Annotated in this window: 23 protein-coding genes; 13 read left to right on the forward strand and 10 right to left on the reverse strand. The window is 58.6% G+C overall.

Translation table 11 applies throughout. The annotated features are described in order from the left end of the window. The first annotated feature begins 190 nt into the window (after positions 1-190). From BM069_RS02140 to BM069_RS02150, 3 genes are all read left to right on the forward strand, one after another. Positions 191-1,273 (forward strand): TRAP transporter substrate-binding protein, encoded by a 1,083-nt coding sequence (locus BM069_RS02140; protein ID WP_093319661.1) that lies wholly within the window; start codon positions 191-193, stop codon positions 1,271-1,273. A 123-nt stretch (positions 1,274-1,396) separates the two neighbouring features. Beyond that, positions 1,397-2,311, forward strand: a complete 915-nt coding sequence (locus BM069_RS02145) for a TRAP transporter small permease subunit (protein ID WP_093319663.1) — start codon at positions 1,397-1,399, stop codon at positions 2,309-2,311. Between the two features lie 17 nt (positions 2,312-2,328). Then, complete coding sequence (locus BM069_RS02150; protein ID WP_093319666.1) at positions 2,329-4,683, forward strand: TRAP transporter large permease; 2,355 nt, start codon at positions 2,329-2,331, stop codon at positions 4,681-4,683. Between the two features lie 148 nt (positions 4,684-4,831). On the opposite strand, the gene BM069_RS02155 is transcribed toward BM069_RS02150, so the two are convergent. From BM069_RS02155 to BM069_RS02165, 3 genes are all read right to left on the reverse strand, one after another. Then, complete coding sequence (locus BM069_RS02155; protein WP_093319668.1) at positions 4,832-5,653, reverse strand: arginyltransferase; 822 nt, start codon at positions 5,651-5,653, stop codon at positions 4,832-4,834. A gap of 106 nt (positions 5,654-5,759) precedes the next feature. Next, positions 5,760-6,209 carry an RDD family protein gene (locus BM069_RS02160; protein ID WP_093319671.1) on the reverse strand — a complete coding sequence of 150 codons (450 nt, stop codon included), beginning with the start codon at positions 6,207-6,209 and terminating at the stop codon, positions 5,760-5,762. 88 nt (positions 6,210-6,297) lie between these two features. Next, positions 6,298-6,723 (reverse strand): DUF2852 domain-containing protein, encoded by a 426-nt coding sequence (locus tag BM069_RS02165; RefSeq protein ID WP_093319672.1) that lies wholly within the window; start codon positions 6,721-6,723, stop codon positions 6,298-6,300. A 318-nt stretch (positions 6,724-7,041) separates the two neighbouring features. On the opposite strand from BM069_RS02165, the gene BM069_RS02170 reads away from it, so the two are divergent. The 6 genes from BM069_RS02170 to BM069_RS02195 all read left to right on the forward strand — a co-directional run bounded on the left by BM069_RS02170 (position 7,042) and on the right by BM069_RS02195 (position 13,172). Then, entirely contained in the window at positions 7,042-7,428 is a 387-nt protein-coding gene (locus BM069_RS02170) for a nuclear transport factor 2 family protein (RefSeq protein WP_093319674.1), read from the forward strand. A gap of 83 nt (positions 7,429-7,511) precedes the next feature. Further along, positions 7,512-10,301 carry a bifunctional [glutamate--ammonia ligase]-adenylyl-L-tyrosine phosphorylase/[glutamate--ammonia-ligase] adenylyltransferase gene (locus tag BM069_RS02175; RefSeq protein WP_093319677.1) on the forward strand — a complete coding sequence of 930 codons (2,790 nt, stop codon included), beginning with the start codon at positions 7,512-7,514 and terminating at the stop codon, positions 10,299-10,301. A gap of 22 nt (positions 10,302-10,323) precedes the next feature. Next, positions 10,324-10,593 carry a hypothetical protein gene (locus BM069_RS02180; protein ID WP_093319679.1) on the forward strand — a complete coding sequence of 90 codons (270 nt, stop codon included), beginning with the start codon at positions 10,324-10,326 and terminating at the stop codon, positions 10,591-10,593. A gap of 137 nt (positions 10,594-10,730) precedes the next feature. Next, complete coding sequence (locus BM069_RS02185) at positions 10,731-11,387, forward strand: DUF6778 family protein (RefSeq protein WP_212611503.1); 657 nt, start codon at positions 10,731-10,733, stop codon at positions 11,385-11,387. Positions 11,388-11,436: 49 nt separating this feature from the next. Next, entirely contained in the window at positions 11,437-12,636 is a 1,200-nt protein-coding gene (locus BM069_RS02190) for an RSP_2647 family RNA methyltransferase (RefSeq protein WP_093319682.1), read from the forward strand. Next, positions 12,633-13,172: an RSP_2648 family PIN domain-containing protein gene (locus BM069_RS02195; protein WP_093319684.1), complete on the forward strand. Its 540-nt coding sequence runs from the start codon at positions 12,633-12,635 to the stop codon at positions 13,170-13,172. Before BM069_RS02190 ends, BM069_RS02195 begins: the two co-directional genes overlap by 4 nt. Before the next feature lie 15 nt (positions 13,173-13,187). On the opposite strand, the gene BM069_RS02200 is transcribed toward BM069_RS02195, so the two are convergent. Next, the gene (locus tag BM069_RS02200; RefSeq protein WP_093319687.1) at positions 13,188-13,880 is read right to left on the reverse strand and encodes a M48 family metalloprotease; all 693 of its coding nucleotides are present in this window, start codon (positions 13,878-13,880) and stop codon (positions 13,188-13,190) included. Positions 13,881-14,054: 174 nt separating this feature from the next. Here BM069_RS02200 and BM069_RS02205 point away from each other — a divergent pair, with 174 nt between their 5' ends. Further along, on the forward strand, positions 14,055-14,516 hold the full coding sequence (locus BM069_RS02205) for a hypothetical protein (protein WP_093319688.1): 462 nt from the start codon (positions 14,055-14,057) through the stop codon (positions 14,514-14,516). Here BM069_RS02205 and BM069_RS02210 read toward each other — a convergent pair. The 5 genes from BM069_RS02210 to BM069_RS02230 form a co-directional block, all read right to left on the reverse strand. Then, positions 14,513-15,697 (reverse strand): vWA domain-containing protein, encoded by a 1,185-nt coding sequence (locus BM069_RS02210; protein ID WP_093319691.1) that lies wholly within the window; start codon positions 15,695-15,697, stop codon positions 14,513-14,515. The genes BM069_RS02205 and BM069_RS02210 overlap by 4 nt on opposite strands. A 3-nt stretch (positions 15,698-15,700) precedes the next feature. After that, positions 15,701-15,868, reverse strand: coding sequence for a hypothetical protein (locus BM069_RS19730; RefSeq protein WP_093319692.1), 168 nt, complete (start codon positions 15,866-15,868; stop codon positions 15,701-15,703). Between the two features lie 6 nt (positions 15,869-15,874). After that, positions 15,875-17,239 (reverse strand): DUF2927 domain-containing protein, encoded by a 1,365-nt coding sequence (locus BM069_RS02220; RefSeq protein ID WP_093319695.1) that lies wholly within the window; start codon positions 17,237-17,239, stop codon positions 15,875-15,877. Beyond that, a complete protein-coding gene (locus BM069_RS02225) occupies positions 17,239-17,697 on the reverse strand; it encodes a GNAT family N-acetyltransferase (protein WP_093319697.1) in 459 nt (152 codons plus the stop codon). Before BM069_RS02225 ends, BM069_RS02220 begins: the two co-directional genes overlap by 1 nt. Before the next feature lie 132 nt (positions 17,698-17,829). Next, the gene (locus BM069_RS02230; protein ID WP_093319700.1) at positions 17,830-18,669 is read right to left on the reverse strand and encodes an AAA family ATPase; all 840 of its coding nucleotides are present in this window, start codon (positions 18,667-18,669) and stop codon (positions 17,830-17,832) included. 182 nt (positions 18,670-18,851) lie between these two features. On the opposite strand from BM069_RS02230, the gene dksA reads away from it, so the two are divergent. After that, a complete protein-coding gene (dksA, locus tag BM069_RS02235) occupies positions 18,852-19,274 on the forward strand; it encodes an RNA polymerase-binding protein DksA (RefSeq protein ID WP_093321234.1) in 423 nt (140 codons plus the stop codon). A 101-nt stretch (positions 19,275-19,375) separates the two neighbouring features. Further along, a complete protein-coding gene (locus tag BM069_RS02240) occupies positions 19,376-20,551 on the forward strand; it encodes an FAD-dependent monooxygenase (RefSeq protein WP_093319703.1) in 1,176 nt (391 codons plus the stop codon). A gap of 9 nt (positions 20,552-20,560) precedes the next feature. On the opposite strand, the gene xth is transcribed toward BM069_RS02240, so the two are convergent. Continuing rightward, a complete protein-coding gene (xth, locus tag BM069_RS02245; protein ID WP_093321237.1) occupies positions 20,561-21,340 on the reverse strand; it encodes an exodeoxyribonuclease III in 780 nt (259 codons plus the stop codon). A 370-nt stretch (positions 21,341-21,710) separates the two neighbouring features. On the opposite strand from xth, the gene BM069_RS02250 reads away from it, so the two are divergent. After that, entirely contained in the window at positions 21,711-21,968 is a 258-nt protein-coding gene (locus tag BM069_RS02250) for a hypothetical protein (protein WP_093319706.1), read from the forward strand. Positions 21,969-21,994 lie beyond the last annotated feature (26 nt).

Genomic DNA, 21,994 nt, shown 5'->3' on the forward strand with positions numbered 1-21,994 from the left:
TGTGAGCGCTAAATACGCAGTTTTACGCAGGGAATTGGTCTGAAAATCTACCCAGCTTTCGGGTTTCTACGCGGTAGTGGGTATTCCATGACGCAGGGGCGGCGGCTAGGGTTTGGGCACTGAAACGATCCGCTCGGATTCTCTCTGGAGGGAGAGAGGCGGGCTGAACAATTCTGGGAGGAATACCTTTATGGATCGTCGTTCTTTTTTGAAAACCACTGCACTGGGCGGCTCGGCCGCTGCTGCCACCACTCTGGCGGCTCCGGCATACGCTCAAGGCAAGCGCACCCTGACTATGGTGACTTCTTGGGGTCGCGGTCTGGCTGGCGTTTTTGACGCGGCACAGTATGCAGCAGACACCATCACCGCGATGTCCGGTGGCGACCTGACCGTTGAAATCAAAGCGGCTGGCGAACTGGTTGGCGCGTTTGAAGTGTTTGACGCCGTGACCGCAGGTCAGGCTGACATGTATCACGCGGCTGACTACTACTTCACCGGTCAGCACCCTGCGTACCAGTACTTCACCGCAGCTCCGTTCGGCATGACCGCTCAGGAGATGATGAACTGGTACCACCACGGCGACGGCATGGCGCTGCATGACGAACTGGGCGAAATCTTCGGCCTGAAATCCTTCCTCGCGGGTAACACCGGCGCACAGGCCGGCGGTTGGTACCGCAAGGAAATCAATGGCCCCGAAGACTTCCAGGGTCTGAAGTTCCGTATGCCCGGCATGGGTGGTCAGGCGCTCGGCAAAATGGGTGCATCGGTTCAGAACCTTCCGGGTTCCGAAGTGTACCAGGCGCTGGCATCTGGCGCGATCGACGGCACCGAGTGGATCGGTCCGTGGGCTGACGAAAAAGCTGGTTTCCAGGAAATCACCAAGTTCTACTACACCGCTGGCTTCCACGAGCCGGGTGCTGCACTGACACTCGCAACCAACCGCGAAGTCTATGACAGCCTGTCTCCTGCACACCAGAAGATCATCGAGACTGCTGCTGCGGCTGCGCACCAGTGGAACCTCGCACAGTTCCTGAACAACAACGGTGCAGCGCTGCAGCGTCTGCAGGCCGGCGGCGTGAAGGTTCTGGAATTCCCTGACTCTGTTTGGGATGCGATGGGTGTTGCCGCCAAAGAAACTCTGGACGGCTACATGGACGACGAAATCTTTGCCCGCGTACGCGCATCCGTGGAAGAGTCCATGGCAGCGTCTTCCGGCTGGATCGTGAAATCCGAAGGCGCATACCGCGCCCAGCGTGACCGCGTAATGGGCTAAGGCCCTCTGCGATCAAGAAAACCTGGCCCTCCGGAATGCTTCGGGGGGCCACTTTCCAAGGGGGAACCTGCGCGCAAAATGACGCGGTTCCGGGGAAACATCTAATAAGGGGATGTGGGGACAATGCTGGACGCAATCGTCTGGTTCTTTTCCAATGTCGGCCAGGCCTTTATCAACACGGGTTACGCGATCACGCACCCGGGCCAGTGGCTGAGCTGGATTGGAGGTCTTGAGACCGTTGAAGACAAGCAGGCACTTATGCGCTTTGTCTACTACGGTGGCTCGGTAGAATTTTTCTTTGTGGTCTTTACGGCCTTTCTGGTGATCACGGCCGTTGGCCTGTGGCGCAACAGCTTTATGTGGGGCTGCGTGCGGGTGCTGGAAGGCTTTGCCAACACGGTAGGCCGCTTCTTTGCCTGGGCAGGTTTGCTCATGGTGTTGCAACAGATCATGATCATCTTCATGCAGCGCATTTTCTCGGTCGCCGAGATTTCGCTGATCTTCGGTGTGGACTGGCTGACGTATGATGTGAGCTGGTGGGCTGAAGAGCTGAAGCTGTATAACGCGATGATCGTGAGCCTGTGTGCGACCTATACCTTTGTGCAAGGTGGACACGTGCGGGTGGATCTCGTGTATTCGGCGATCAGCTATCGCGCCAAGCGGACCATCGACATGTTCGGGTCTCTGGTGTTCATGATGCCGGCGGCGGTGCTGACGTGGATGTATGGCTGGTTCTTCCTGTGGCGTCACCTTGTGACCCCGAAGGTGTCGGCTTCTGACAAGCTGAGCCTGCTGGAGAAAAAGGCACGCATCCTGAAATGGAACGTGGAAACCATCGGCTTCTCGCCGAACGGGTTCAACGCCTATTTCCTATTCAAAGTTCTTCTGGTGGCTTTTGCAGGCATGGTGTTCCTGCAAGCAATCGCCTTCTTCTATCGCTCGTATCTTGAGCGCAAGGAAGGTCCTGAGAGCGAGGGCAAGTATCTTGACCGCGACTCGCTGGGCGAAGGCGAAGAAGCCTATGAAGGCACGCACTGATTTAAGGGGCAGAAACTATGCTATTTGGACTTGATGGGGTCGAAATCGGCCTGATTATCGTCTTTCTCTGCCTCTTCGGGGGCATCCTGTCTGGCTTTCCGGTGGCGTTTGCCATTGGTGGCGCAGGGGTCATCTCGTTTGGCATCATCGCCGCACTGGACAGTGCCGGCATCCTGATCCACCAGGCGATTGACACAAGCTCGGTCCTGTATCGCGACTTGATCGCGAGTGGGGTCAAGGCGGATACGGTCTCGATATTCAGGTATCCTGATCTTCCAACCGTGGCCAAACCGGTGTTTGAAGCCGGTTGGGAAACCGCGATGGACCGCAACCTGAGCTTTATCGTGAACCGGATGAACGAACGTGTTCTTGCGGGTCAGTCGATCGAGACACTGTTGGCTGTTGTGATGTTTGTTCTGATGGGCATCACGCTGGAGCGCTCAAAGATCGCAAACGACCTTTTGACCACTATGGCGCGTGTCTTTGGCCCGTTGCCCGGTGGTCTGGCGGTGTCGGTTGTGGTTGTGGGGGCCTTCCTTGCGGCATCGACCGGTATTGTGGGCGCGACCGTTGTGACCATGGGTCTTTTGTCGCTGCCGACCATGCTCAAGCACGGGTATAACCCGAAGTTGGCAACCGGTGTGATTGCGGCTTCGGGCACGTTGGGGCAGATCATTCCGCCCTCAATCGTGATCGTTCTTCTTGGAACGCTGGCGGGCGACCTTTACTCTGCGGCGCAGGAAAACCGCGCTCAGGTTGAAGGCTGCTCGGATGCGCTGACCTATCTTGGTGAGCCGGCGGTTGTGTCGGTCGGCACGCTGTTTCAGGCAGCGTTGTTGCCCGGTATCATGCTCGCGGTGCTTTATGGGCTTTATGCCTTTGGCTATGCGCTGATTAACCCGAAAGAAGCCCCCGCGGTGGAATTTGGGGAAAGCACGGGCGAAGCCGTGACCAAGCGTGAGAGCATGACGTGGTTCCTGATTGTGCCGGCTGCGCTTATTGGCGGTGTGATCCTGTTGGGTCAGGTCAATATGGTTGGCAACCAGCACATCGTGGTGGACAGCTTCTCGGATGCTGGCAAAACCGCGAGCCTGCGGACAAACGTGGGCGAGGAATGTGCCGGTGCAATGATCGAACTGCATGGTCAGGAAGCCTGGGATACGGCTGTGGCCGAGCAGCAGGCTATTGACGCAGCCGGCGGTGTCGAGCAGGCGCGTGAACTGTCGCCAGAAGAGCGTCAGGAACGCTTTGATGCGAAGGTTGCGGCCGCTGCTCCGATCGGGTCCGGTATTGCAATCGGGTTCCTGCTGCTGGCGTTGATTTTGACGACGGCACGCGGCGTGGCCCCAAGCAAGGATCCGAAACCGCTGTTGATCGGCGGGGCGGGTGTCTTGCTGGCCGTTCTGGTCGACATCGTTTTGATCTCGCCGACAACCACACCCGGCTGGACGCTGATCTATTTGGTGATCCCGATTGTGATGACGCTTTACGGTTGTCGTGAAGCGGCCAAGCGGTTGGGTGAGAATGAACTGTTGCGCGTGGTGTTCCCGCCGCTTGTTCTGATCATCGCGGTGCTTGGGTCGATCCTTGGCGGCATCACCAACCCGACACCGGCGGCTGCGCTGGGTGCGGGCGGCGCGATCCTGCTGGCGGCGTATCGCAAGCTGCAAGATCAGGGCAAATCCGGTGGTACGATCATCTGGTCCACATTCGCGATCATCGTCATGATCCTCGTGGGCGTGAACTTTGACCTGCGGATCAATCAGGAAGATGTGGCGCTTGAGAACATGATCGCCTTTGCGGTTGCCAAAGGGGCCTATCTCTTTGCGATGTTCGGCTTCCTGTATGGGTGCTGGGTTCTTATGCGCGGCAAGGTTCTGACGCCGATTGTGCGCGAAACTGCGAAAGTGACCTCGATGGTGTTCACCATCCTGATCGGCTCGCAGCTTCTCAACCTTGTGGTCATCAGCTTTGGCGGTGAGCATTACATCCAACAATTCCTGCGCTCGTTTGACAACGAGTTGACGGTGTTCCTGATCGTGATGCTGGTGCTGTTTGTGCTGGGCTTCGTGCTGGACTTCCTCGAGATCATTTACATCGTGATCCCGATTGTCGGGCCGGTGATCTATGGCGGCACGTTCGACCCGAAATGGGTGACGATCATGATCGCGGTGAACCTACAGACCTCGTTCCTGACGCCGCCCTTCGGCTTTGCGCTCTTCTATCTGAGGGGCGTGGCACCGAAGGAGGTCACGACCGGGCACATTTATAAGGGCATCATTCCCTTCGTGCTCATTCAGGTCGTTGGTCTGGGGATCCTGTGGTACTTCCCGTCGATCGTGACGATCTTGCCGGCACTGATCGGGAACTGATCCGGAGATAAAATGAGTTTTGAGCGGGGGCCTTCGGGCCCCCGTTTCTGTTTGAGGCTCCAAGGCGGGCAGCGGATGTAAGGGGGCCGACAAGAGGCCACGGCGCATACGGGTTGCGCAGGTGGTCGTGGGGGCGGAGCCGCGGAGATTACTTGCGGGTGCCGAGGATGTCGGGAAGCTGAATATTGGCGACCTGTTCCGCGATTGGCGGGGTGTTGAGCGGGTGCTGGCTGTCTTCAAACCGCGCGGGATCTCCGAGCGGTTGCCATGCGTCGCCTGTGTAAACCTCAAGACCTGCGAAACGGGATTTGTAGTGCATCTTGTCGCTGCCGGGCACCCAGTAACCAAGGTAGACATAGGGCAGGCCGGCCTCGCGCGCGATCTCGATGTGATCAAGGATCAGATAGGTGCCAAGCGATTGCTGATGGCGTTCGGGCGTGTAGAAGGAATAGACCATCGACAGGCCGTCCTCTAGCACATCGGTCAGCGAGACCCCCACCAGATCGCGGCTTTCGCTGTCGGTGTATTCCACAACGCGTGACCGGATCGGGGTTTCTTCGATCATTGCGGCGAATTCGAATACATCCATATCGGCCATGCCGCCATCCGAGTGGCGCTGATCCAGATAGGTGCGGAAGAGGTCGAATTGTTCTTCTGTCGCCCATGGCGATGTTGCGCGGCGTTGCAGCCCGAGATTGCGGCGCATGGTGCGGCGCTGGCTCTTGTTGGGTTTGAACTTGGACACGTCGATACGCGCGGACAAACAGGCCGAACAATCGGTGCAGGAGGGGCGGTAAAGCACGTTCTGGCTGCGCCGGAATCCCTGATGGCTGAGGGCATCGTTGAGCGACGCCGCGCTGTCGCCTTGCAGCGCAGTGAAGAGCTTACGTTCCATGCGTCCGTCCAGATAAGGACAGGGTTGCGGCGCCGTCACGTAGAACTGGGGCGTTAAGGGTAATGTATGGCGCATTGCGCTCCGGAAAATAGGGTCACTTTCCACGATAGCAATAGCTTGTCAGAGCGCCAAGCCCCGGATTCTGACGTATTGGTTAACTCACAAGGATTGCCGGATCGTTTCAGTACCGAGCGGCCTTGTTGATGGCGACTGTGCCGATCATGTGGTCGGTCAAACCCTGCGCCCGCGAGGTGGTCATCATCAGGACAATCGAGATCACTTGCAGCACAAAGAAAGCGAAGCTGACGTGGTAGCCTAGCGTGTGCAAAACCGCGGTCCCAAGATCAAAGCGCGAGCCATCAAGGCGGCGCATTTCAATGGACGCCAGACGCATGCCCCACGTGGCGGAACTGTTGGCGAGCGTGATGGTGCGGTAAGCAAAGCTCACCACGAGCATCAGCATACCAAAAAAGAAAATGCCGGTGAATGCGGTCAGGGGGAGAATGAGAACGCAGAAAACGACAATCAGAATGGTGTCCACGAGCCAGGCCATAAACCGCTTAAACGGAACATCGGCATAGAACTCGGACTGGATTTCGGGATCGGGCAGGGTGAAGCTGCGGTGCGACATTGTCTTTCTCGGTTCCCTCTAGGAGGTTGATAGTAATAAAAAAAGGAGCGGCGGGTGCGCCGCTCCGGTCAGTTTACCTGAATTTGCCTCAGGCGTCTTCGGTCTCTTTCGGTTCAGAGGCCGCCTTGGCGCGGTCGTCCATGAACTGATCGAACTCCGCTTTGTCTTTGGCATCGCGCAGACGTTGCAGGAAGTCCTGAAAGCTGCGTTGCTCGTCTTCCAGACGACGCAAGGTCTCGTCGCGGTAGCTGTCAAAGGCAGAGTTACCTGACGAGTGCATCGTGTGCATGCGGCGGGACCGGCCGCAGCCGGAATGGCGGCTTTTCTTGAACATATCTTTGCTCCAGATCATGTAGAACAGAAGGGCCAGACCTACGGGCCAGAAAAAGACAAAACCAAGGACCATCGCGGCGATCCAAGCGCCTTTGCCTTTGCTGTCGAGCCAGGCCTCGGACTTGCCTAGCCAGCTCATGTGCTGTGTGTCGGCATGTTGGGCGGTAGCGGCAGGTGTCATTTGTATCTCCGGTGTTCGGTGTGACGTTTGATGTAAATCGTGTTTACATACCCAAGATTGGCATTGGGCCGGGGCATTGCAAGGGAGAATGTGAATGTTTTTTACATTTTATTGGGTTCGCCGTTAATTCTTGTTGTTTTGCAGAGGGTTGAGGGGGCTGTATCACGTCGGTATTGCGTCGGTATTGCGACGGTGTGATTGGCGAGAAATGCAAAAATTTGCGCAACGCGCGCAGAGATAGGGGTATTTTGGCAGTTGTCAGGCCGGTAAGATTCGGTCGCTGGCGCTGTGGGCCAAAGAATGGCGAAGGGGACGAGAATGGAAACGTCACAACAGGTGATGGCGGACTTGCTGAAACTGGAAACCCGGGTTTGGGAGGCGCTGGTGTCCGGAGACAAAGCCACGGACGCTGCGCTTCTGACGGAGGATTTTATCGGCGTGTATCCGGACGGATTTGCCGGAAAGGACGCCCATGTCGGGCAGTTGGACGGTGGCAGCACGGTGGCGGAGTACGCCTTGAGCGAAGTGCAGCTGCGCCAAGTGAGCGACGGCGCCGCCATTTTGATCTATCGCGCGGACTATCTGCGGGTTGAAGGGAGCGAGCGCGAGGTGATGCTGGTCAGTTCTTTGTGGGAGCGGCGCGCCGGTGTCTGGGTCAACTCGTTCAGTCAGGACACGCCCTTGACGGGGCAGGGTGTGGTCTAGGTGCAAAGCGGTATTGCGATTTTTGAGCGCTTGCGACCCTAGGGCCGATTGACCTCCTTTGACGGGCTGCGCAAAGTCGCGCCATGACATTTGAAAGCCGCATCTCCCGCCTTCCGCATGCCTTTGATTCCGACCTTGGCCAGGAAGCGTCTGACCTGATCCCGTCGCTGTCCGCTGACCTGAGCAAGCTGGTGGCAGGAACCGCGGGGTCGTCGCCTTACCTGAAGGGGTTGATCACGCGCGAAGCGGCGTGGGTTCCGGAGGCTCTGGATGATCCGGAAACGGCGGTGCGTGCGCTTTATGCGGGATTGAGAGAGACAGCGCCGGACCAGATGCCCACGGCATTGCGGCAGGGCAAGCGACGTGTGGCGCTGCTGACGGCGCTGGCGGATTTGAGCGGTGTTTGGAAACTGGAAGAGGTCACGGGCACGCTGACGGACTTTGCCGATCTGGCGAGCCAGTTGGCGCTTGAGACCACGATCGGCGCGGAGATCCGGCGCAAAAAGCTGCCTGGGGCGACCGAAGACGATATCCCGACCGCTGGCGGGATGGTCAGCCTCGCGATGGGCAAGATGGGGGCGCATGAGCTGAACTATAGCTCGGACATCGACCTGATCTGCCTGTTTGACGAAACGCGGTTTGATCCGGACGATTATCACGACGCGCGCGCCAGTTTCATTCGTGCGACGCGCAAGATGGCGGCGATGCTCAATGACATCACAGGGGACGGCTATGTGTTTCGCACCGACCTGCGGTTGCGGCCTGATCCGGCGGTGACGCCGGTTTGCATCGCGATGGAAACGGCGGAGCGGTACTATGAGAGTCTGGGGCGCACATGGGAGCGTGCTGCCTATATCAAGGCGCGGCCTTCGGCGGGGGATCTGGCGGCGGGCGAGCGGTTTCTGGATACGCTTAAGCCGTTTGTGTGGCGCAAGCATCTGGATTTTGCCGCCATACAGGACGCGCATGACATGCGCCTGCGGATCAGGGCGCACAAGGGGCTTGGCGGGCCGATCTCGCTGGACGGGCACAATATGAAACTGGGACGCGGGGGCATTCGAGAAATTGAGTTTTTCACCCAGACGCGACAGATCATTTCTGGCGGGCGGGATCGCAGTCTGCGCGACCGGCGGACGGTCCCAGCGCTGGGTTTGTTGGCCCAGAAGGGCTGGGTGCCTGAGGATGCGGCAGAGACATTGGCGGATCACTACCGGTTCCACCGCGAGGTGGAGCATCGGGTGCAGATGGTGAATGACGCACAAACGCATCTGTTGCCCAAAACGCCGGATGGCTGGGGCCGGATCGCGGGATTGATGGGGCGCGATGTTCAAGAGGTGCAGGCGGAGCTGCGTGAGCGGCTGACCGAGGTGCATGAGCTGACGGAGGGCTTTTTTGCGCCGGATGCCAGCGGAGAAGTACAAGAGACAAGCGAGGCGCTTGATCAGGCGGTGATCGACCGTTGGGCGACCTATCCGGCGCTGCGCAGCCCGCGCGCGGTGGAGATCTTTGAGCGCGTGAAGCCGGAAATCCTGCGGCGGTTGGCCGAGACAGCGCGCCCTGATGAGGCGTTATTGGCGCTGGACGGGTTTCTGAAGGGGCTACCAGCGGGTGTGCAGTTGTTCTCGTTGTTTGAGGCCAACACACATCTGATTGATCTGTTGGTGGACATTGTCGGCACGGCACCGGCTTTGGCGCAGCATCTGTCGCGCAATTCGGGGGTGTTTGACGCGGTGATTGGCGGGTCGTTCTTTACCGAATGGCCGGGTGTGGACGGGTTGCGCGCCGAGTTGGCGGAGCGTTTGGCGGCGGAAGAGGATTATGAGCATGCGCTGGATACGGCGCGGCGGTGGGGCAAGGAGTGGCAGTTCCGGATCGGGGTGCATCATTTACGTGGCATCATCGACGCGCAGGACGCGGGCAGCCAATATGCAGATTTGGCGCAGTCTGTGGTTGCGGGGGTCTGGCCCACGGTGGTGGCGCATTTTGCGCAAAAGCACGGGCCCGAGCCGGGACGGGGCGCGATGGTTTTGGGCATGGGATCGCTTGGGGCGCGGCGGTTGAATGCCACGTCTGATCTGGACCTGATCGTGATCTATGACGCCGACGGCGTGGATTTTTCGGAAGGCCGGCGGCCTTTAGCGGCGCGGGCATATTATGCGCGGCTGACGCAGGCCTTGGTGACGGCCCTTTCGGCGCCGATGGCGCAGGGGCGCTTGTATGAGGTCGATATGCGGCTGCGGCCTTCGGGAACGCAGGGACCGGTGGCGACATCGCTGGCGTCGTTCAGGAATTATCAGTTGAACGAGGCCTGGACGTGGGAGCATCTGGCGCTGACGCGGGCGCGCCCGATTGTCGGAGATGCGTCTCTTATGGAAGAGGTCGAGGCCTTTCGCCGAGAGGTTCTGGCGCAGGCGCGGGATCAGGCGCAGGTGCGGCAGGATGTGGTGGAGATGCGCGAACGCATTGCGGCAGCCAAGACGCCGGACGGGCCTTGGGATGCCAAGATCGGGGGCGGACGCCTTCAGGACATCGAGTTGCTGAGCCAGACCGGCGCGCTGTTGGCGGGACATGCGCGGCGCACGGTGTCTGAGGGATTGCAGGCCGGTGTCGCGAATGGCTGGCTGAGCGCCGCAGAGGGGGCAGAGTTGATGGCCACATACGGGCTTTGTTGGCAGGTGCAACTGGCGTCCAAGCTTCTGAGCGGGTCGACCATTGTGCCGCAGGACATTGGCGCCGGCGGGCGGGCGTTTTTGTTGCGGGAGACCGGACATGAAGACATTGACGGATTGCTCGCGGATATGGGCGCGGGGGCCGCTGGGGCGGCGGAAACGATCACGAACGCTTTGGAGCGGGCGCCGTCAGGCTCCGCTTGAGGCGGTGGCGAGGAGAGTAAAATTGGGCAAAGACAGGTTTGACCCCAAGGGGCTGATCGCCGAGAGCTATAAGATCGAAGGCATTCAGGCAGGCGAGTGCCGGTCGATTTTCCTTGATTGGGCCCTGAGCCTTGGGGGGGATCTTGATCCCAAAGAGGCCCTGCCGGTGTTGATCTCGCAGTATGCCAAAACCGAGCCGGATCACCCCATGAGCGCAGTTCTGGAAGAAGGCATGGTGCAGATGCAGGCCCCGAAACGCCGTGGCGGGTGGCGGGCGCGGCAGCGCAACTAGGGCCGTAATTTTCGGAAAAATCAGGTCCAATTTGACTAAATTCCCCTGAATCGTCCGGACTGTGACGTATTCCCGCCCCATTTCAAAGCGAACCTCACTGCAGGTTAGCAGAGGCCAAAAGGCCCGAGGAGATGGACATGAAACGTGTTCGACTGATTGCAGCGATGGTTTTGGGAATGAGCGCGGCGGCATGCAGCTCCGTAGATACCGCGTCCCGTAACGCACCGTATGAAACTGTGCCCGCACAAGCGGTGGCACCGGCGCCGTCCTTTCAACTGGCAGGAATGAATGTTGTTGTTCCGACCACTTTGAAAGTGTCTGAGCGCAACAGCTATTACCCTGGTGGCGATATTGTTTGGCGCGGTGACGCCTATGGCAACCGCTATGAGCAGGTGAAATCGATCTTTGAGGACGCGGTCGTTCTTGGTGGCACGCAGGTACAGGGCGAAATCCCTGTGAACGTGAACATCGAACTGAAACGTTTCCACGCCCTGACCGAAAAGACCCGTTATTCGGTGGGCGGCGTACATGCGATTGAATTCGTGATGATCATCACTGATCCGGTGACCGGCGCGGTTCTGCGCGGCCCGAAAGAGATCAAGGCGAGCCTTGTGGGCTATGGCGGCGAAAAAGCGCTGCAGGCCGAGGCACGTGGTCTGACCCAGAAATACCGCATCACTCAGCACCTGGCGCGCGTGGTGATGGACGAGATGACCAAACCGCAGGGCTTTGTTGCCCCCAAGGGTGGCGTGACGGCGCAGGTGGTGCCGCTGGGTCCGGTCAAACCTCTCTGATCTCGGATCACACCTTTTCAGGGACTGCATAATTGAGTAGGAGGGCGGCATGAATATGCCGTCCTCTTTGCCTGTTGTGCGCCTGAAACCGAAAGCCAATGCCCGTGCGATCCGCCACGGGTTTCCTTGGGTTTATGATAACGAACTGGTCACAGACCGCCGCACCAAGGGATTGGAGGCGGGGGCGCTGGCCATATTGGAAGACGACAAGCGTCAGCCCTTGGGCCTTGTGGCAACCAATTCGAACAGCCGTATTTTTTGCCGGATGCTGGACCGCGACGTGGATGCGGTTATTGATCAGGCGTGGTTTGCGGCCAAGATCTCACGCGCTCACGAGATGCGCCAACGTCTTTATGACACTCCATTCTACCGGTTGATCCACGCCGAAGCGGACGGATTGCCCGGTGTCGTGGTGGATCGCTTTGGCGACACTGTCGTGGTGCAGCCAAATGCAGCCTGGTCCGAGATTCTGCTTGAGCCTTTGGTGGCGGCGCTGGTTGAGGTGACGGGTGTCAGCACGGTTATCAAGAACGGATCCGGACGGGCGCGGGGACTGGAAGGTCTTGAAGATGACAGCAGCGTCATGGTTGGTACGGCCCCCGATGCGCCTGTGCCGGTTGTGATGAATGGCGCGACCTATATGGCGGATTTGACAGGCGGGCAGAAAACCGGCCTGTTTTATGATCAGCGTCCCAACCACGGATTTGCCGCCAAGCTTTGCAAAGATGCAAAGGTATTGGACGTTTTCAGCCATGTGGGCGGGTTCAGCCTTGCAGCATTGGCCGGAGGGGCGGCTGAGGCGACGGCTGTGGACGGCTCGGCAGCGGCTTTGGCACTGGCGGAGGCCGGTGCGGCGGCGGCGGGTGTCGCGGATCGATTTGCCACACGCAAAGGCGATGCCTTTGACGTTTTGACGGCGCTGAACGAGGAAGGCGCGACATTTGATGTGGTGATCTGTGATCCGCCCGCGTTTGCGCCGAGCAAACCGGCGCTGGAAAAGGGATTGCGGGCCTATGAACGGGTGGCGCGGCTGGCGGCGCCTTTGGTGGCTGAGGGGGGCTATTTGGGGCTGTGTTCCTGTTCTCACGCAGCTGACGTGGCGCGGTTCCGTGGCGCAAGCCTGCGCGGCATCGGGCGGGCAGGGCGGCAAGCGCAGCTTTTGCACACGGGCTTTGCCGGACCCGACCATCCGTTGATGCCGCAGCTGGCGGAGAGCGGATACCTTAAGTCACTGTTTTTCCGCCTGTGAGGCTTTTGCTGGATACCTGTGTGATCTATCCGACCGTGATGCGGGAGGTTTTGTTGGGCGTGGCTGCGACCGGTGCGTTTGAGCCGCGGTGGTCGGAGCGTATTCTGGAAGAGTGGGCGCGGGCCGCGCGTAAGATCGGCCCGACTGGAGAAGCGCAAGCGCGAGGTGAGATTGCCTTGGTGCAGGCGGCATGGCCTGCGGCGTCGGTGCGCTGGAAGCCCTCGTTGGAGGACCGCCTGTATTTGCCGGATGCAAATGACGTGCATGTTCTGGCGGCGGCGGTGGCGGCATCCTGTGACGCAATCGTTACGGTGAATGCCAAGGATTTCCCCAAACATCTGCTGGCCGAGGAAGGTCTTGGGCGGTTGGAGCCGGATGGGCTGCTGTATCGCTGCTGGCTGGACGATCCCGACGGGGTTGGTGCAGTTTGTGAGGCCGTGCGCGCAGAGGCCGAGAGGCTGAGCGGCAAGCCTTGGGACATGCGTCCGTTGCTGAAGAAGGCGCGGTTGCCGAGGTTGGCGAAGGCTGTGGGCTAGCGTCGCGAAAAGCGATTAAGTGGAGGCAATGCCCCAATCGCTTTCGAGTTTTTCAATCGCTTTTACCCGATCCTCGGACTTGGGGTGGCTGAGCAGCCACGCGGGCGTGGTTGCGCCATGTGCGCCCGTGATGTGGGGCAGACGTTCCAGCAGACTTTTCTGGGCGCTGGTGCCGATGCCGGATTTCACCATCAAAGCCGCGGCATAGGCGTCGGCCTCATATTCGTCGGCGCGCGAAAGACGGGCCATCAGCAGGCTCATGACCGAGTTGGCAATGAGCATACCGACGCCAGGCAAGAAACGGTTGAGCACCATTGCCAGCGCCGTGCGCACTGCGTTTTGTCCGGAAAAGTCGATCATCCGCCGCCGCGTGTGGCCAAGCGCAACGTGGCCCAATTCGTGCGCGATCACTGAGGCCAGCTCGGAAGGCGTTACCTCTCCGGCCTGATAGCGGTCATAAAACCCGCGGGTGAGAAAAATGCGCCCGTCCGGCGCCGCGAGGCCGTTGATCGGTTCGATTTCATAGATGTGCACCTTGATCCGGTCGATATCGAGCGCAGTCGCCATTTTGGCAATCAGCCGGCCGAGATGCGGATCGGCCAGTTCGGTAGAGTTTGCATCCAGCTCCCGGGCCGTGCGCCATGCGGAAAACCGCACCATCATGATGCCGTAGAGCAAGGCCAGTAGAATTGGGACAAGTTTAATCATGTGATCAATATGGTTGATCCTGAAAGAAGAACAATATCGGTAATAGATATAGTACTGGACCTTTTTCCGCGACGGTGGCAGGTATTTTTCCCGATGCCGCCCCAGTTAGGACTTAATTTCGCGGTTGATAGAATTTAGAAGAGAAGTTTCTATTTTAGGTAGTAAGGTCGTTCCATGAATTTTTGGGTTTATCTTGGGTATCGCGGATTATTGCGGGCGCTTGGCGGGTTTTCGGCGCTGATGGTGCTGGTTGCCATGCCGGGGATGCTGGCGCGCCTCTCGATCGGAGTGCTGCCCCATGCGACGATTTTTTACTTGCTGCTGACACTGTCCGGCTGCGCTCTTATTTTTCGCGGATTGCGCCCCAAATGGGTGGACCGTCCCTTGGGGCTGGCGCAGGGGGTGGCGATTTTTGGTACGCTGATCCTTGTGGGCTTTGGCGCGGGGGAATTGGCGGCCAAGGCGGTCATGATGTCGGACATGAAACTGGTGTCGGCACAACAGATGACCGCCGCCCTGTGGTCAGTGGCAATGGCACTGGGTACCGTTGCGGGGATTACGGGTGTAATTGTTAGCCTTTTCAATGATGTATCCGGAAGTCGCACGGTGTTTGGGCAAAGCAGCCGCGGCGTTTAACGCACCAGTTCACGCATGCCTTGCTCAAGACCCGCGAGGGTCATAGGCACCATTCGGTTTTCGAAGATTTCTCGGATCATCTGAATGGAATGAGTGTATTGCCAGTGGCTTTCGGGGGTCGGATTGATCCAGAGGTTTGATGTCCATTGCGCGCGCGCACGTTCCAGCCATGCTTGGCCAGGTTCTGCGTTCCAATGTTCATTTGCCCCGCCCGCATAGGCGATTTCGTAGGGAGACATCGACGCGTCTCCGACAAAAATACATTTGTAGTCCGGCCCATAGGTGCGCATCACCTCGTGGGTAGATGTCTGGTCGTTCCAGCGGCGCTTGTTATCGCGCCAGACGCCTTCGTAAAGGCAATTGTGGAAATAGTAGTATTCCAGATGTTTGAATTCGGTACGGGCCGCGGAGAATAGCTCTTCTACAACTTTGACGTGTGGGTCCATGGATCCACCCACGTCGAGAAACAGCAAAACCTTCACAGCATTGTGACGTTCCGGACGGGTTTTGACGTCCAGATAACCGTTTTCAGCGGTGGAGCGGATTGTGCCGTTGAGGTCCAGCTCGTCGTGAGCCCCTTCGCGCGCCCAGCGACGCAGGCGTTTCAGAGCGACTTTGATGTTGCGGGTGCCCAGTTCAACGGAATCATCAAGATTGCGGAACTCGCGTTTGTCCCAAACTTTGGTGGCGCGCTGGTGGCGGCTTTCGTTCTGACCGATCCGAACGCCTTCGGGATTGTAGCCATAGGCCCCGAACGGCGAGGTTCCGGCGGTGCCGATCCACTTGTTGCCGCCCTGATGGCGGCCTTCTTGCTCTTTGAGCCGTTCCTTGAGGGTTTCCATCAGCTTGTCAAAGCCGCCAAGCGCCTCGATCTCGGCCATCTCTTCTGGCGAGAGGTGCTTTTCCGCCATTTTGCGGATCCATTCCTCAGGAATGTCGACGGCCTCAAGCACGTCTTTGGCCGAAATTTCGTTCAGGCCATCAAAGGTTTGCGCGAAGGCTTGGTCGTATTTGTCGATGTTGCGCTCGTCTTTGACCATGATCGTGCGCCCCAGATAGTAGAAGGCGTCGATGTCATAGGTGGCCAGACCCGCCTTGAGCGCTTCGAGAAAGCCAAGGTATTCGCGCAGGGACACGGGAACGCGGGCCGAGCGGAGGTTTTCAAAGAAGCGCAGGAACATGGATCAGATCGAGAAACGGTGGATGATAAGCGTGATGAACAGCCCCAAGATGCCAAAGATCATTGCGTAAATCACCGCATATTGCAGGATGTCCAGTTTTTTGCCGCCACGTCGTTTGGCGATAGTGCCGCCTGTCAGCAGACCCAAGAGGGTTCCTACGAGTACGATCATAGTGCCTTATCTACTCCCTTTCAGCGGGCTGATCGCCGAAATTTCACGCAGTTTTGCGCGCACGGCCCAGTCCGGACCAAAGCCGTATCGCGCCCAGCCGAGACTGTCCAGACGCAGGGTGCCGGCTTCTTGCAGGCGTCCTTCCAAGTCAAGCGCTTCGGCCTTGAGCAGCATAAGCGTTGACAGAAGGGCCGCGTTTTCGTGGTTGGCGACAATGGTCATATGCGGCGCGATGAGATTGAGCGCTTCTTGTCCGCGACCGGCGGCAATGGCGTGTGCGGCAAGGCGGGTTGCGATAAAGGCGCGGTGCGGCCCGTAGGTCGGATTGCGGGCAAACACGCGGTCCGCATAAAGGTATTGAGTGTGCGCCGCGTTGATGTCGGAGGCGCTGAGCAGGCGTCCGAGGGCGTAGTGCGAAAAGCCGAGGCGATGATCACTCCAGCCTTCCTGATCTGCGATTTGCAGAGCTTTGGAGGCCGCACGGCGGCGGCCTTCGGGGCTGGTGCCCGGGCCGAGGGCCACTTGGATGGCGTCAATCCATGCCCGAGGTGTCGGACGTAGGTAATTGGGAGACAAACGCTCGCCGCGCGGATTGATGCGCGCGAGAATGGCGGGCAGGCGGTCGGCGACCTGTTGGCGTGTCATGCCGTTTTTCAGGCTCGGATCATAGTAGGCCCGCAGAATGGTCATATCAAAACCGGTCAGCACCGCGTGAACGTCATCGTCGTTAAAGACGCTGTCGGGCAGGCGGTAGAGGTCGTTGAGCGGGCCGAGCGCCTGTGCGAGTTCCTCGTGCAGACAATCGCGGGTTTCCTGTGGCGTGGTGTCGTTTGGTACAAAGATCGCAATTCTCTCGCGCTTTGTCAGATCCACCCAGTTTGCCGACCCATTGCGCCGTGCGGATTTGTATTCCCGCAGCGACGAGATATTGGGCACCACAAAACAGGCGGCTTGCGGCAAGGTGCGGCGGATTTCCCGTCGGGTGACGGCGGACACGGTGATGTTGGCGTTGGCGGAATTGGTCAACCGGATGTCGATCCGTGCTTCATTGCGCAACCGTGTCAGCAGCGCGTTCAGATCCGCGGTCATGTTGGCAGGCGGCTTGCCGGTGACGCGCACCGTGATCGGGCCTTCAAATCGGGTCAGATGCGGCAGCGCGCGCCCGCTTTCGAGGGCGAAAGAGAGGTCCAGAAAGTCGCGCGCTATTTCGCGGTTGGACCGTGCTGGCGGTGTCGGGCGCGGGGTGGCAAAGGACTTTACCGGTGGCAGGGTGTTGTCGCTGATGGCCGCACGCGTGGGCGTGCCGGATTGTGGCACCGGAGCACATGCGGCGGCTGCAAGGGCGAGGGGAAGAAGAAACCGGAAAATCATTAAGGGCGCTGATACTTTATAAATGGGGTTTTGGCGGCAATGCGGTCGTAAAGTTGACGTGCTGTGGCGTTGAAATCCTGAGTGAGCCAATAAACGGTTGGCGACCCAGCGTCGTCGGCGGCGGCATAGACCGCTTCGATCAAGGCACGTCCGATGCCTTTGCCCCGCACGGTGGGGTCGGCATAAAGGTCCTGAAGATAGCAGACGTTTTCCACTTTCCACGCGTGGCGGTGGAACAGGTAGTGGGTGAGGCCGACGGGTTTGCCGTCAACTTCGGCAATCAAACAGGTGAAATCCTGCGGATCGTCCCCAAGCAGACGGGCAAAGGTGGATTGGTAGACCTCTTCGGGAACAGAAGAGTCATAAAACGCCAAATAGGCCGTCCAAAGACGGCGCCAGTCTGATTCGTCCGATGCCACCAAAGGGCGCACCGATACGGTCTGCGGTGTCTGCGTCATACGGCCTCTCTGTCGTGCCTCTGGTGGGCATGGCCTCGCTCGTTGTGTCAGTTTAGCAGCTTGCCCCGCAAATGGGGCAAGAATTCGCAGGTTTCGGGTCGGTTTTTAGGGGCGGATCAAGCGGCGCGCCAATTAGCGGCCGGATCGAGCCATAAACGCGAGCCGTTCAAACAGGTGGACGTCTTGTTCGTTCTTCAAAAGCGCACCGTGCAGTTTCGGCAGGGCGGAGGCGCCATCGCGTTTGAGATCCTCGGGCGAGAGGTCCTCTGCCAAAAGGAGTTTCAGCCAGTCGATCACCTCGGAGGTGGAGGGTTTTTTATTCAGCCCCGGGGTGTCGCGGATCTCATAGAACTGCGTCAAAGCGGTGGTCAGAAGTGATTCCTTGACGCCCGGATGGTGGACTTCGACGATCTGTTTCAGCGTGTCGATTTCAGGGAAGCGGATATAGTGGAAGAAACAGCGGCGCAGGAAAGCGTCAGGCAGTTCTTTTTCGTTGTTTGAGGTGATGATGATGATCGGACGGTGCTTGGCCGTCACGGTTTCGCCGGTCTCGTAGACATGGAACGCCATTTTGTCGAGTTCCTGCAACAGGTCGTTGGGGAATTCGATGTCGGCTTTGTCGATTTCATCAATCAGCAGCACCACACGCTCGTCGGAGTCAAAGGCTTCCCAGAGTTTGCCGCGTTTGATGTAGTTGGAAATGTCGTGCACACGCTCGTCGCCCAACTGGCTGTCACGCAGGCGCGACACGGCGTCGTATTCATAAAGACCCTGCTGGGCCTTTGTGGTGGATTTGATATTCCACTCGATCATGCGCAGGCCAAGAGACTGCGCCACCTGAAGCGCCAATTCGGTTTTGCCGGTGCCCGGCTCGCCTTTGACCAGAAGCGGACGTTCCAGCGCCACGGCTGCGTTGACCGCCACGGTCAGATCGTCAGTGGCGACATAGTCTTTGGTGCCTGAAAATTTCATCAGTTTTCCCTGCGCGTTCCCTGTTTCGGCGGCGACCCTAGCGTGAACATAATTTGTCCGCAATGCGGTGCTAGGGGAGGTGGACATTACGTCACGAAGGCGGTATTGGCAGGCCAGTACAGGGGGTTCACATGTCTGACTTGAGTACCATGCCGGACGTGACCCACGACAAGGGAGCAGAAATGAAGGCCGAGACTTTCCTGCCTGACGACTATCGTCCTGCTGAGGACGAGCCGTTCATGAATGAGCGGCAGACCGAATACTTCCGTCGCAAACTGATCGACTGGAGAGGCGAGCTGCTTGCTGAGACCCGCGATACCATCGAAGGTCTACAGGACAGCACACGCAATATTCCAGATGTGGCAGACCGGGCCAGTGAGGAGACTGACCGGGCGTTGGAACTTCGGACACGCGATCGCCAGCGCAAGCTGGTGTTGAAGATCGATAGCGCATTGCGCCGGATTGACGAAGGTGAGTACGGATACTGTGAAGTGACCGGCGAGCCGATTTCGCTCAAGCGGCTGGATGCACGCCCGATTGCGACGATGAGTCTTGAGGCGCAAGAGCGTCACGAGCGTCGTGAAAAGGTGCATCGCGACGATTGATCCCCGCGGACAGCTGACATAAAGACGCCGGGCTACCACAGCCCGGCGTTTTTCGTTTCGCAATGGTGGGTTTGTCAAAAGCATCAGGATACAAAGGCACGATGGATCTGAACGGATTGAAAGTCACCGTGGTGGGCGCGGGGATTGGCGGATTGACCGCCGCTTTGGTATTGCGGGCGCGCGGCGCGAAAGTGACCGTTTTGGAACAGGCCAATGCGATCACCGAAGTCGGCGCCGGCTTGCAGGTGTCGCCAAACGGTATGGCAGTTCTGCGCAGCTTGGGCCTTGAGACGGAGTTGCGGCAGAAAGCTGTGCGCGGGCAGGCGGTGGAGCTGCGCGACTATGCGCGCGGACGCTTGGTGTCGCGGCTACAGTTGACCACACTCGGAGAGGCCGCGCCTTACTATTTTGTGCATCGTGCCGATTTGATTGACGTTCTAGCGAATGCCGCGCGGAATGCGGGCATCAAGATCCTGCTTTTGCAAAAAGTAGAAGACGTGGTGCCAGGCGACCGGCCAAAGGTTGTTCTGGCGCGCGGGCAAGAGATGAAGGCCGATCTGGTTGTGGGGGCGGACGGGCTGCATTCGGTGCTGCGCAAAACCCTGAATGGCACAGTGGCGCCGTTCTTTACCCGACAGGTGGCATGGCGGGCAACTGTGCCCAATACAATGGGCCATGGTCCGGTGGCCAAGGTTCATATGGGACCGCACCGTCATGTAGTGAGCTATCCGCTTCGGGGCGGGTCTCTGGTCAATATCGTTGCCGTTCAGGAGCGGTCGGGGTGGCACGAGGAAGGCTGGCATATTCCGGATGATCCTGAGAATTTGCAACGCTGCTTCTCTGATTTTCAGGGTGAAACCAAGACGCTTTTGGGTGCTGTGGACAGTGTGCGCAAATGGGGGCTGTTCCGTCATCCCGTTGCGCCGGTCTGGCAGCGGGACAACACTGCTTTGCTTGGCGACGCCGCCCATCCGACCTTGCCGTTTATGGCGCAGGGCGCGGTGATGGCGATGGAGGATGCTTGGGTTCTGGGGGATGCTTTGGCAAAGGCCGAAGACATCAACGTGGGTCTGGCCCAATATCAGGCGCGGCGGCAGGATCGGGTCAAAAAGGTAGTTGAAACCGCGTCAAAAAACGCGTGGCGCTATCACCTGAGCGCGCCGCCGTTGCGGTTTGCGGCGCATCTCGGGTTGACGATGGCTTCCACGCTGGCGCCCAAAGCGATGATGGGCGCCTTTGACTGGATTTATCGCTACGACGTGACAAAAGACAGTTAGGTCAGGGCTTTAGGCCGCGAGGTCGATCCAGATCGGGACGTGATCGGACGGTTTGGAGCGACCGCGTTCTTCTTTGTCGATTTGCACATCCTGCAACAGGTCCGCGCATTGCGGGCTCAGTAGGAAGTGGTCGATGCGAATGCCGTCGTCCTTGTTCCACGCGCCGGCCTGATAATCCCAGAAAGTGTATTGACCAGCTGCGGTGTTGCGCATGCGGAAAGCTTCTGTGAGGCCGAGGTTCAACAGGCGGCGGAAGGCAGCCCGGCTTTCGGGGCGGGCGAGGGCGTCCTCTTGCCAGACTTCGGGGCGTTTGGCGTCTTCGTCCTGAGGGATGACATTATAGTCGCCTGTCATCAAAAAGGGTTCTTCGGTGACGAGAAGGTCACGGGCGCGGGCTTCGAGCCGCTTCATCCAAGCCAGTTTGTAGTCGTATTTCGGTCCCGGTGTCGGGTTGCCATTGGGCAAATAGAGCCCACAAACACGGATCGGGATGTCGCCCATCACGGTGGCTTCGATATAACGCGCTTGTTCGTCGCTGTCGTCTCCGGGCAGGCCGCGGGTGACATCTTCGAGCGGCAGTTTTGACAGGATTGCAACGCCGTTGAAGGATTTCTGCCCGTGGGTCTCAACGCGATATCCGCGCTCCTCAAAAATCTCGCGGGGGAAGTTTTCGTCGACGGATTTTATCTCCTGGAGAACGGCGACATCGGGCTGGGCCTCGTCGAGCCAGCGGGGCAGGGTTTCGATGCGCGCCTTGACGCCGTTGATGTTGAAAGTCGCGATTTTCATGATGCGCCGCCCCGTGGTTTTTGCCGGTCTATCTAGGCAGGTCTTGGTAGGCGGAGCAAGTCGGTTTCCCGTCAGGGAGCCGCGCCGGAAGGCGCGGAATTTGCGGAACTTGGTGCCCAGCACAGGGGGTGATTCGATCTCTGATTGCGTGGTGCGCAGCAGAATTTTGGCCAAAATGAGGCGGGAATTTGAAAAATCTTTGAAAAACTTTTGAGATCGAAAGTCTGGCAAGTTCAGTTGTTTACCTGTTGAGGGTCGCAACTCCGAGCTGAAGTTGCAACCAATTTTGCAACTTTAAAATGAAGTTGAGTTTTGAAATTCACGTTTTGCGTGTAGGTTGAGTGCATTGTATTTAACAAGGGAGAAGACAATGATTGCTTACAAAACCACCGAATTTCTTAATGAAGACCTAACAGCCGCACCCGTGTCGGATACATTTTCCGGCGACCGTGTGGACTTGTTTTCCTCCGGCATGGAAGCCACCGCTTTGGACGCATTTGGTGGCGATGGCGCCGCGATGTTTTCGAGTGGCATGGTGCAGATGTTTTCCAGCGGTATGGCTGCCAAAAGTCACGACTTGCGCTTGATCTCTGGTGACGGCGCCGAGATGTTTTCCTCAGGAATGTAGGAACGACTGAAACGTGGGGCAGTCGT

Source organism: Shimia haliotis (assembly GCF_900114415.1).
GTDB lineage: Bacteria > Pseudomonadota > Alphaproteobacteria > Rhodobacterales > Rhodobacteraceae > Shimia > Shimia haliotis.

Coding starts and splice junctions, on each gene's coding strand:
- BM069_RS02140 (WP_093319661.1), top strand. CDS start 191: ATGGATCGTCGTTCTTTTTTGAAAACCACTGCACTGGGCGGCTCGGCC.
- BM069_RS02145 (WP_093319663.1), top strand. CDS start 1,397: ATGCTGGACGCAATCGTCTGGTTCTTTTCCAATGTCGGCCAGGCCTTT.
- BM069_RS02150 (WP_093319666.1), top strand. CDS start 2,329: ATGCTATTTGGACTTGATGGGGTCGAAATCGGCCTGATTATCGTCTTT.
- BM069_RS02155 (WP_093319668.1), bottom strand. CDS start 5,653: ATGCGCCATACATTACCCTTAACGCCCCAGTTCTACGTGACGGCGCCG.
- BM069_RS02160 (WP_093319671.1), bottom strand. CDS start 6,209: ATGTCGCACCGCAGCTTCACCCTGCCCGATCCCGAAATCCAGTCCGAG.
- BM069_RS02165 (WP_093319672.1), bottom strand. CDS start 6,723: ATGACACCTGCCGCTACCGCCCAACATGCCGACACACAGCACATGAGC.
- BM069_RS02170 (WP_093319674.1), top strand. CDS start 7,042: ATGGAAACGTCACAACAGGTGATGGCGGACTTGCTGAAACTGGAAACC.
- BM069_RS02175 (WP_093319677.1), top strand. CDS start 7,512: ATGACATTTGAAAGCCGCATCTCCCGCCTTCCGCATGCCTTTGATTCC.
- BM069_RS02185 (WP_212611503.1), top strand. CDS start 10,731: ATGAAACGTGTTCGACTGATTGCAGCGATGGTTTTGGGAATGAGCGCG.
- BM069_RS02190 (WP_093319682.1), top strand. CDS start 11,437: ATGAATATGCCGTCCTCTTTGCCTGTTGTGCGCCTGAAACCGAAAGCC.
- BM069_RS02200 (WP_093319687.1), bottom strand. CDS start 13,880: ATGATTAAACTTGTCCCAATTCTACTGGCCTTGCTCTACGGCATCATG.
- BM069_RS02205 (WP_093319688.1), top strand. CDS start 14,055: ATGAATTTTTGGGTTTATCTTGGGTATCGCGGATTATTGCGGGCGCTT.
- BM069_RS02210 (WP_093319691.1), bottom strand. CDS start 15,697: ATGTTCCTGCGCTTCTTTGAAAACCTCCGCTCGGCCCGCGTTCCCGTG.
- BM069_RS19730 (WP_093319692.1), bottom strand. CDS start 15,868: ATGATCGTACTCGTAGGAACCCTCTTGGGTCTGCTGACAGGCGGCACT.
- BM069_RS02220 (WP_093319695.1), bottom strand. CDS start 17,239: ATGATTTTCCGGTTTCTTCTTCCCCTCGCCCTTGCAGCCGCCGCATGT.
- BM069_RS02225 (WP_093319697.1), bottom strand. CDS start 17,697: ATGACGCAGACACCGCAGACCGTATCGGTGCGCCCTTTGGTGGCATCG.
- BM069_RS02230 (WP_093319700.1), bottom strand. CDS start 18,669: ATGAAATTTTCAGGCACCAAAGACTATGTCGCCACTGACGATCTGACC.
- dksA (WP_093321234.1), top strand. CDS start 18,852: ATGAAGGCCGAGACTTTCCTGCCTGACGACTATCGTCCTGCTGAGGAC.
- BM069_RS02240 (WP_093319703.1), top strand. CDS start 19,376: ATGGATCTGAACGGATTGAAAGTCACCGTGGTGGGCGCGGGGATTGGC.
- xth (WP_093321237.1), bottom strand. CDS start 21,340: ATGAAAATCGCGACTTTCAACATCAACGGCGTCAAGGCGCGCATCGAA.
- BM069_RS02250 (WP_093319706.1), top strand. CDS start 21,711: ATGATTGCTTACAAAACCACCGAATTTCTTAATGAAGACCTAACAGCC.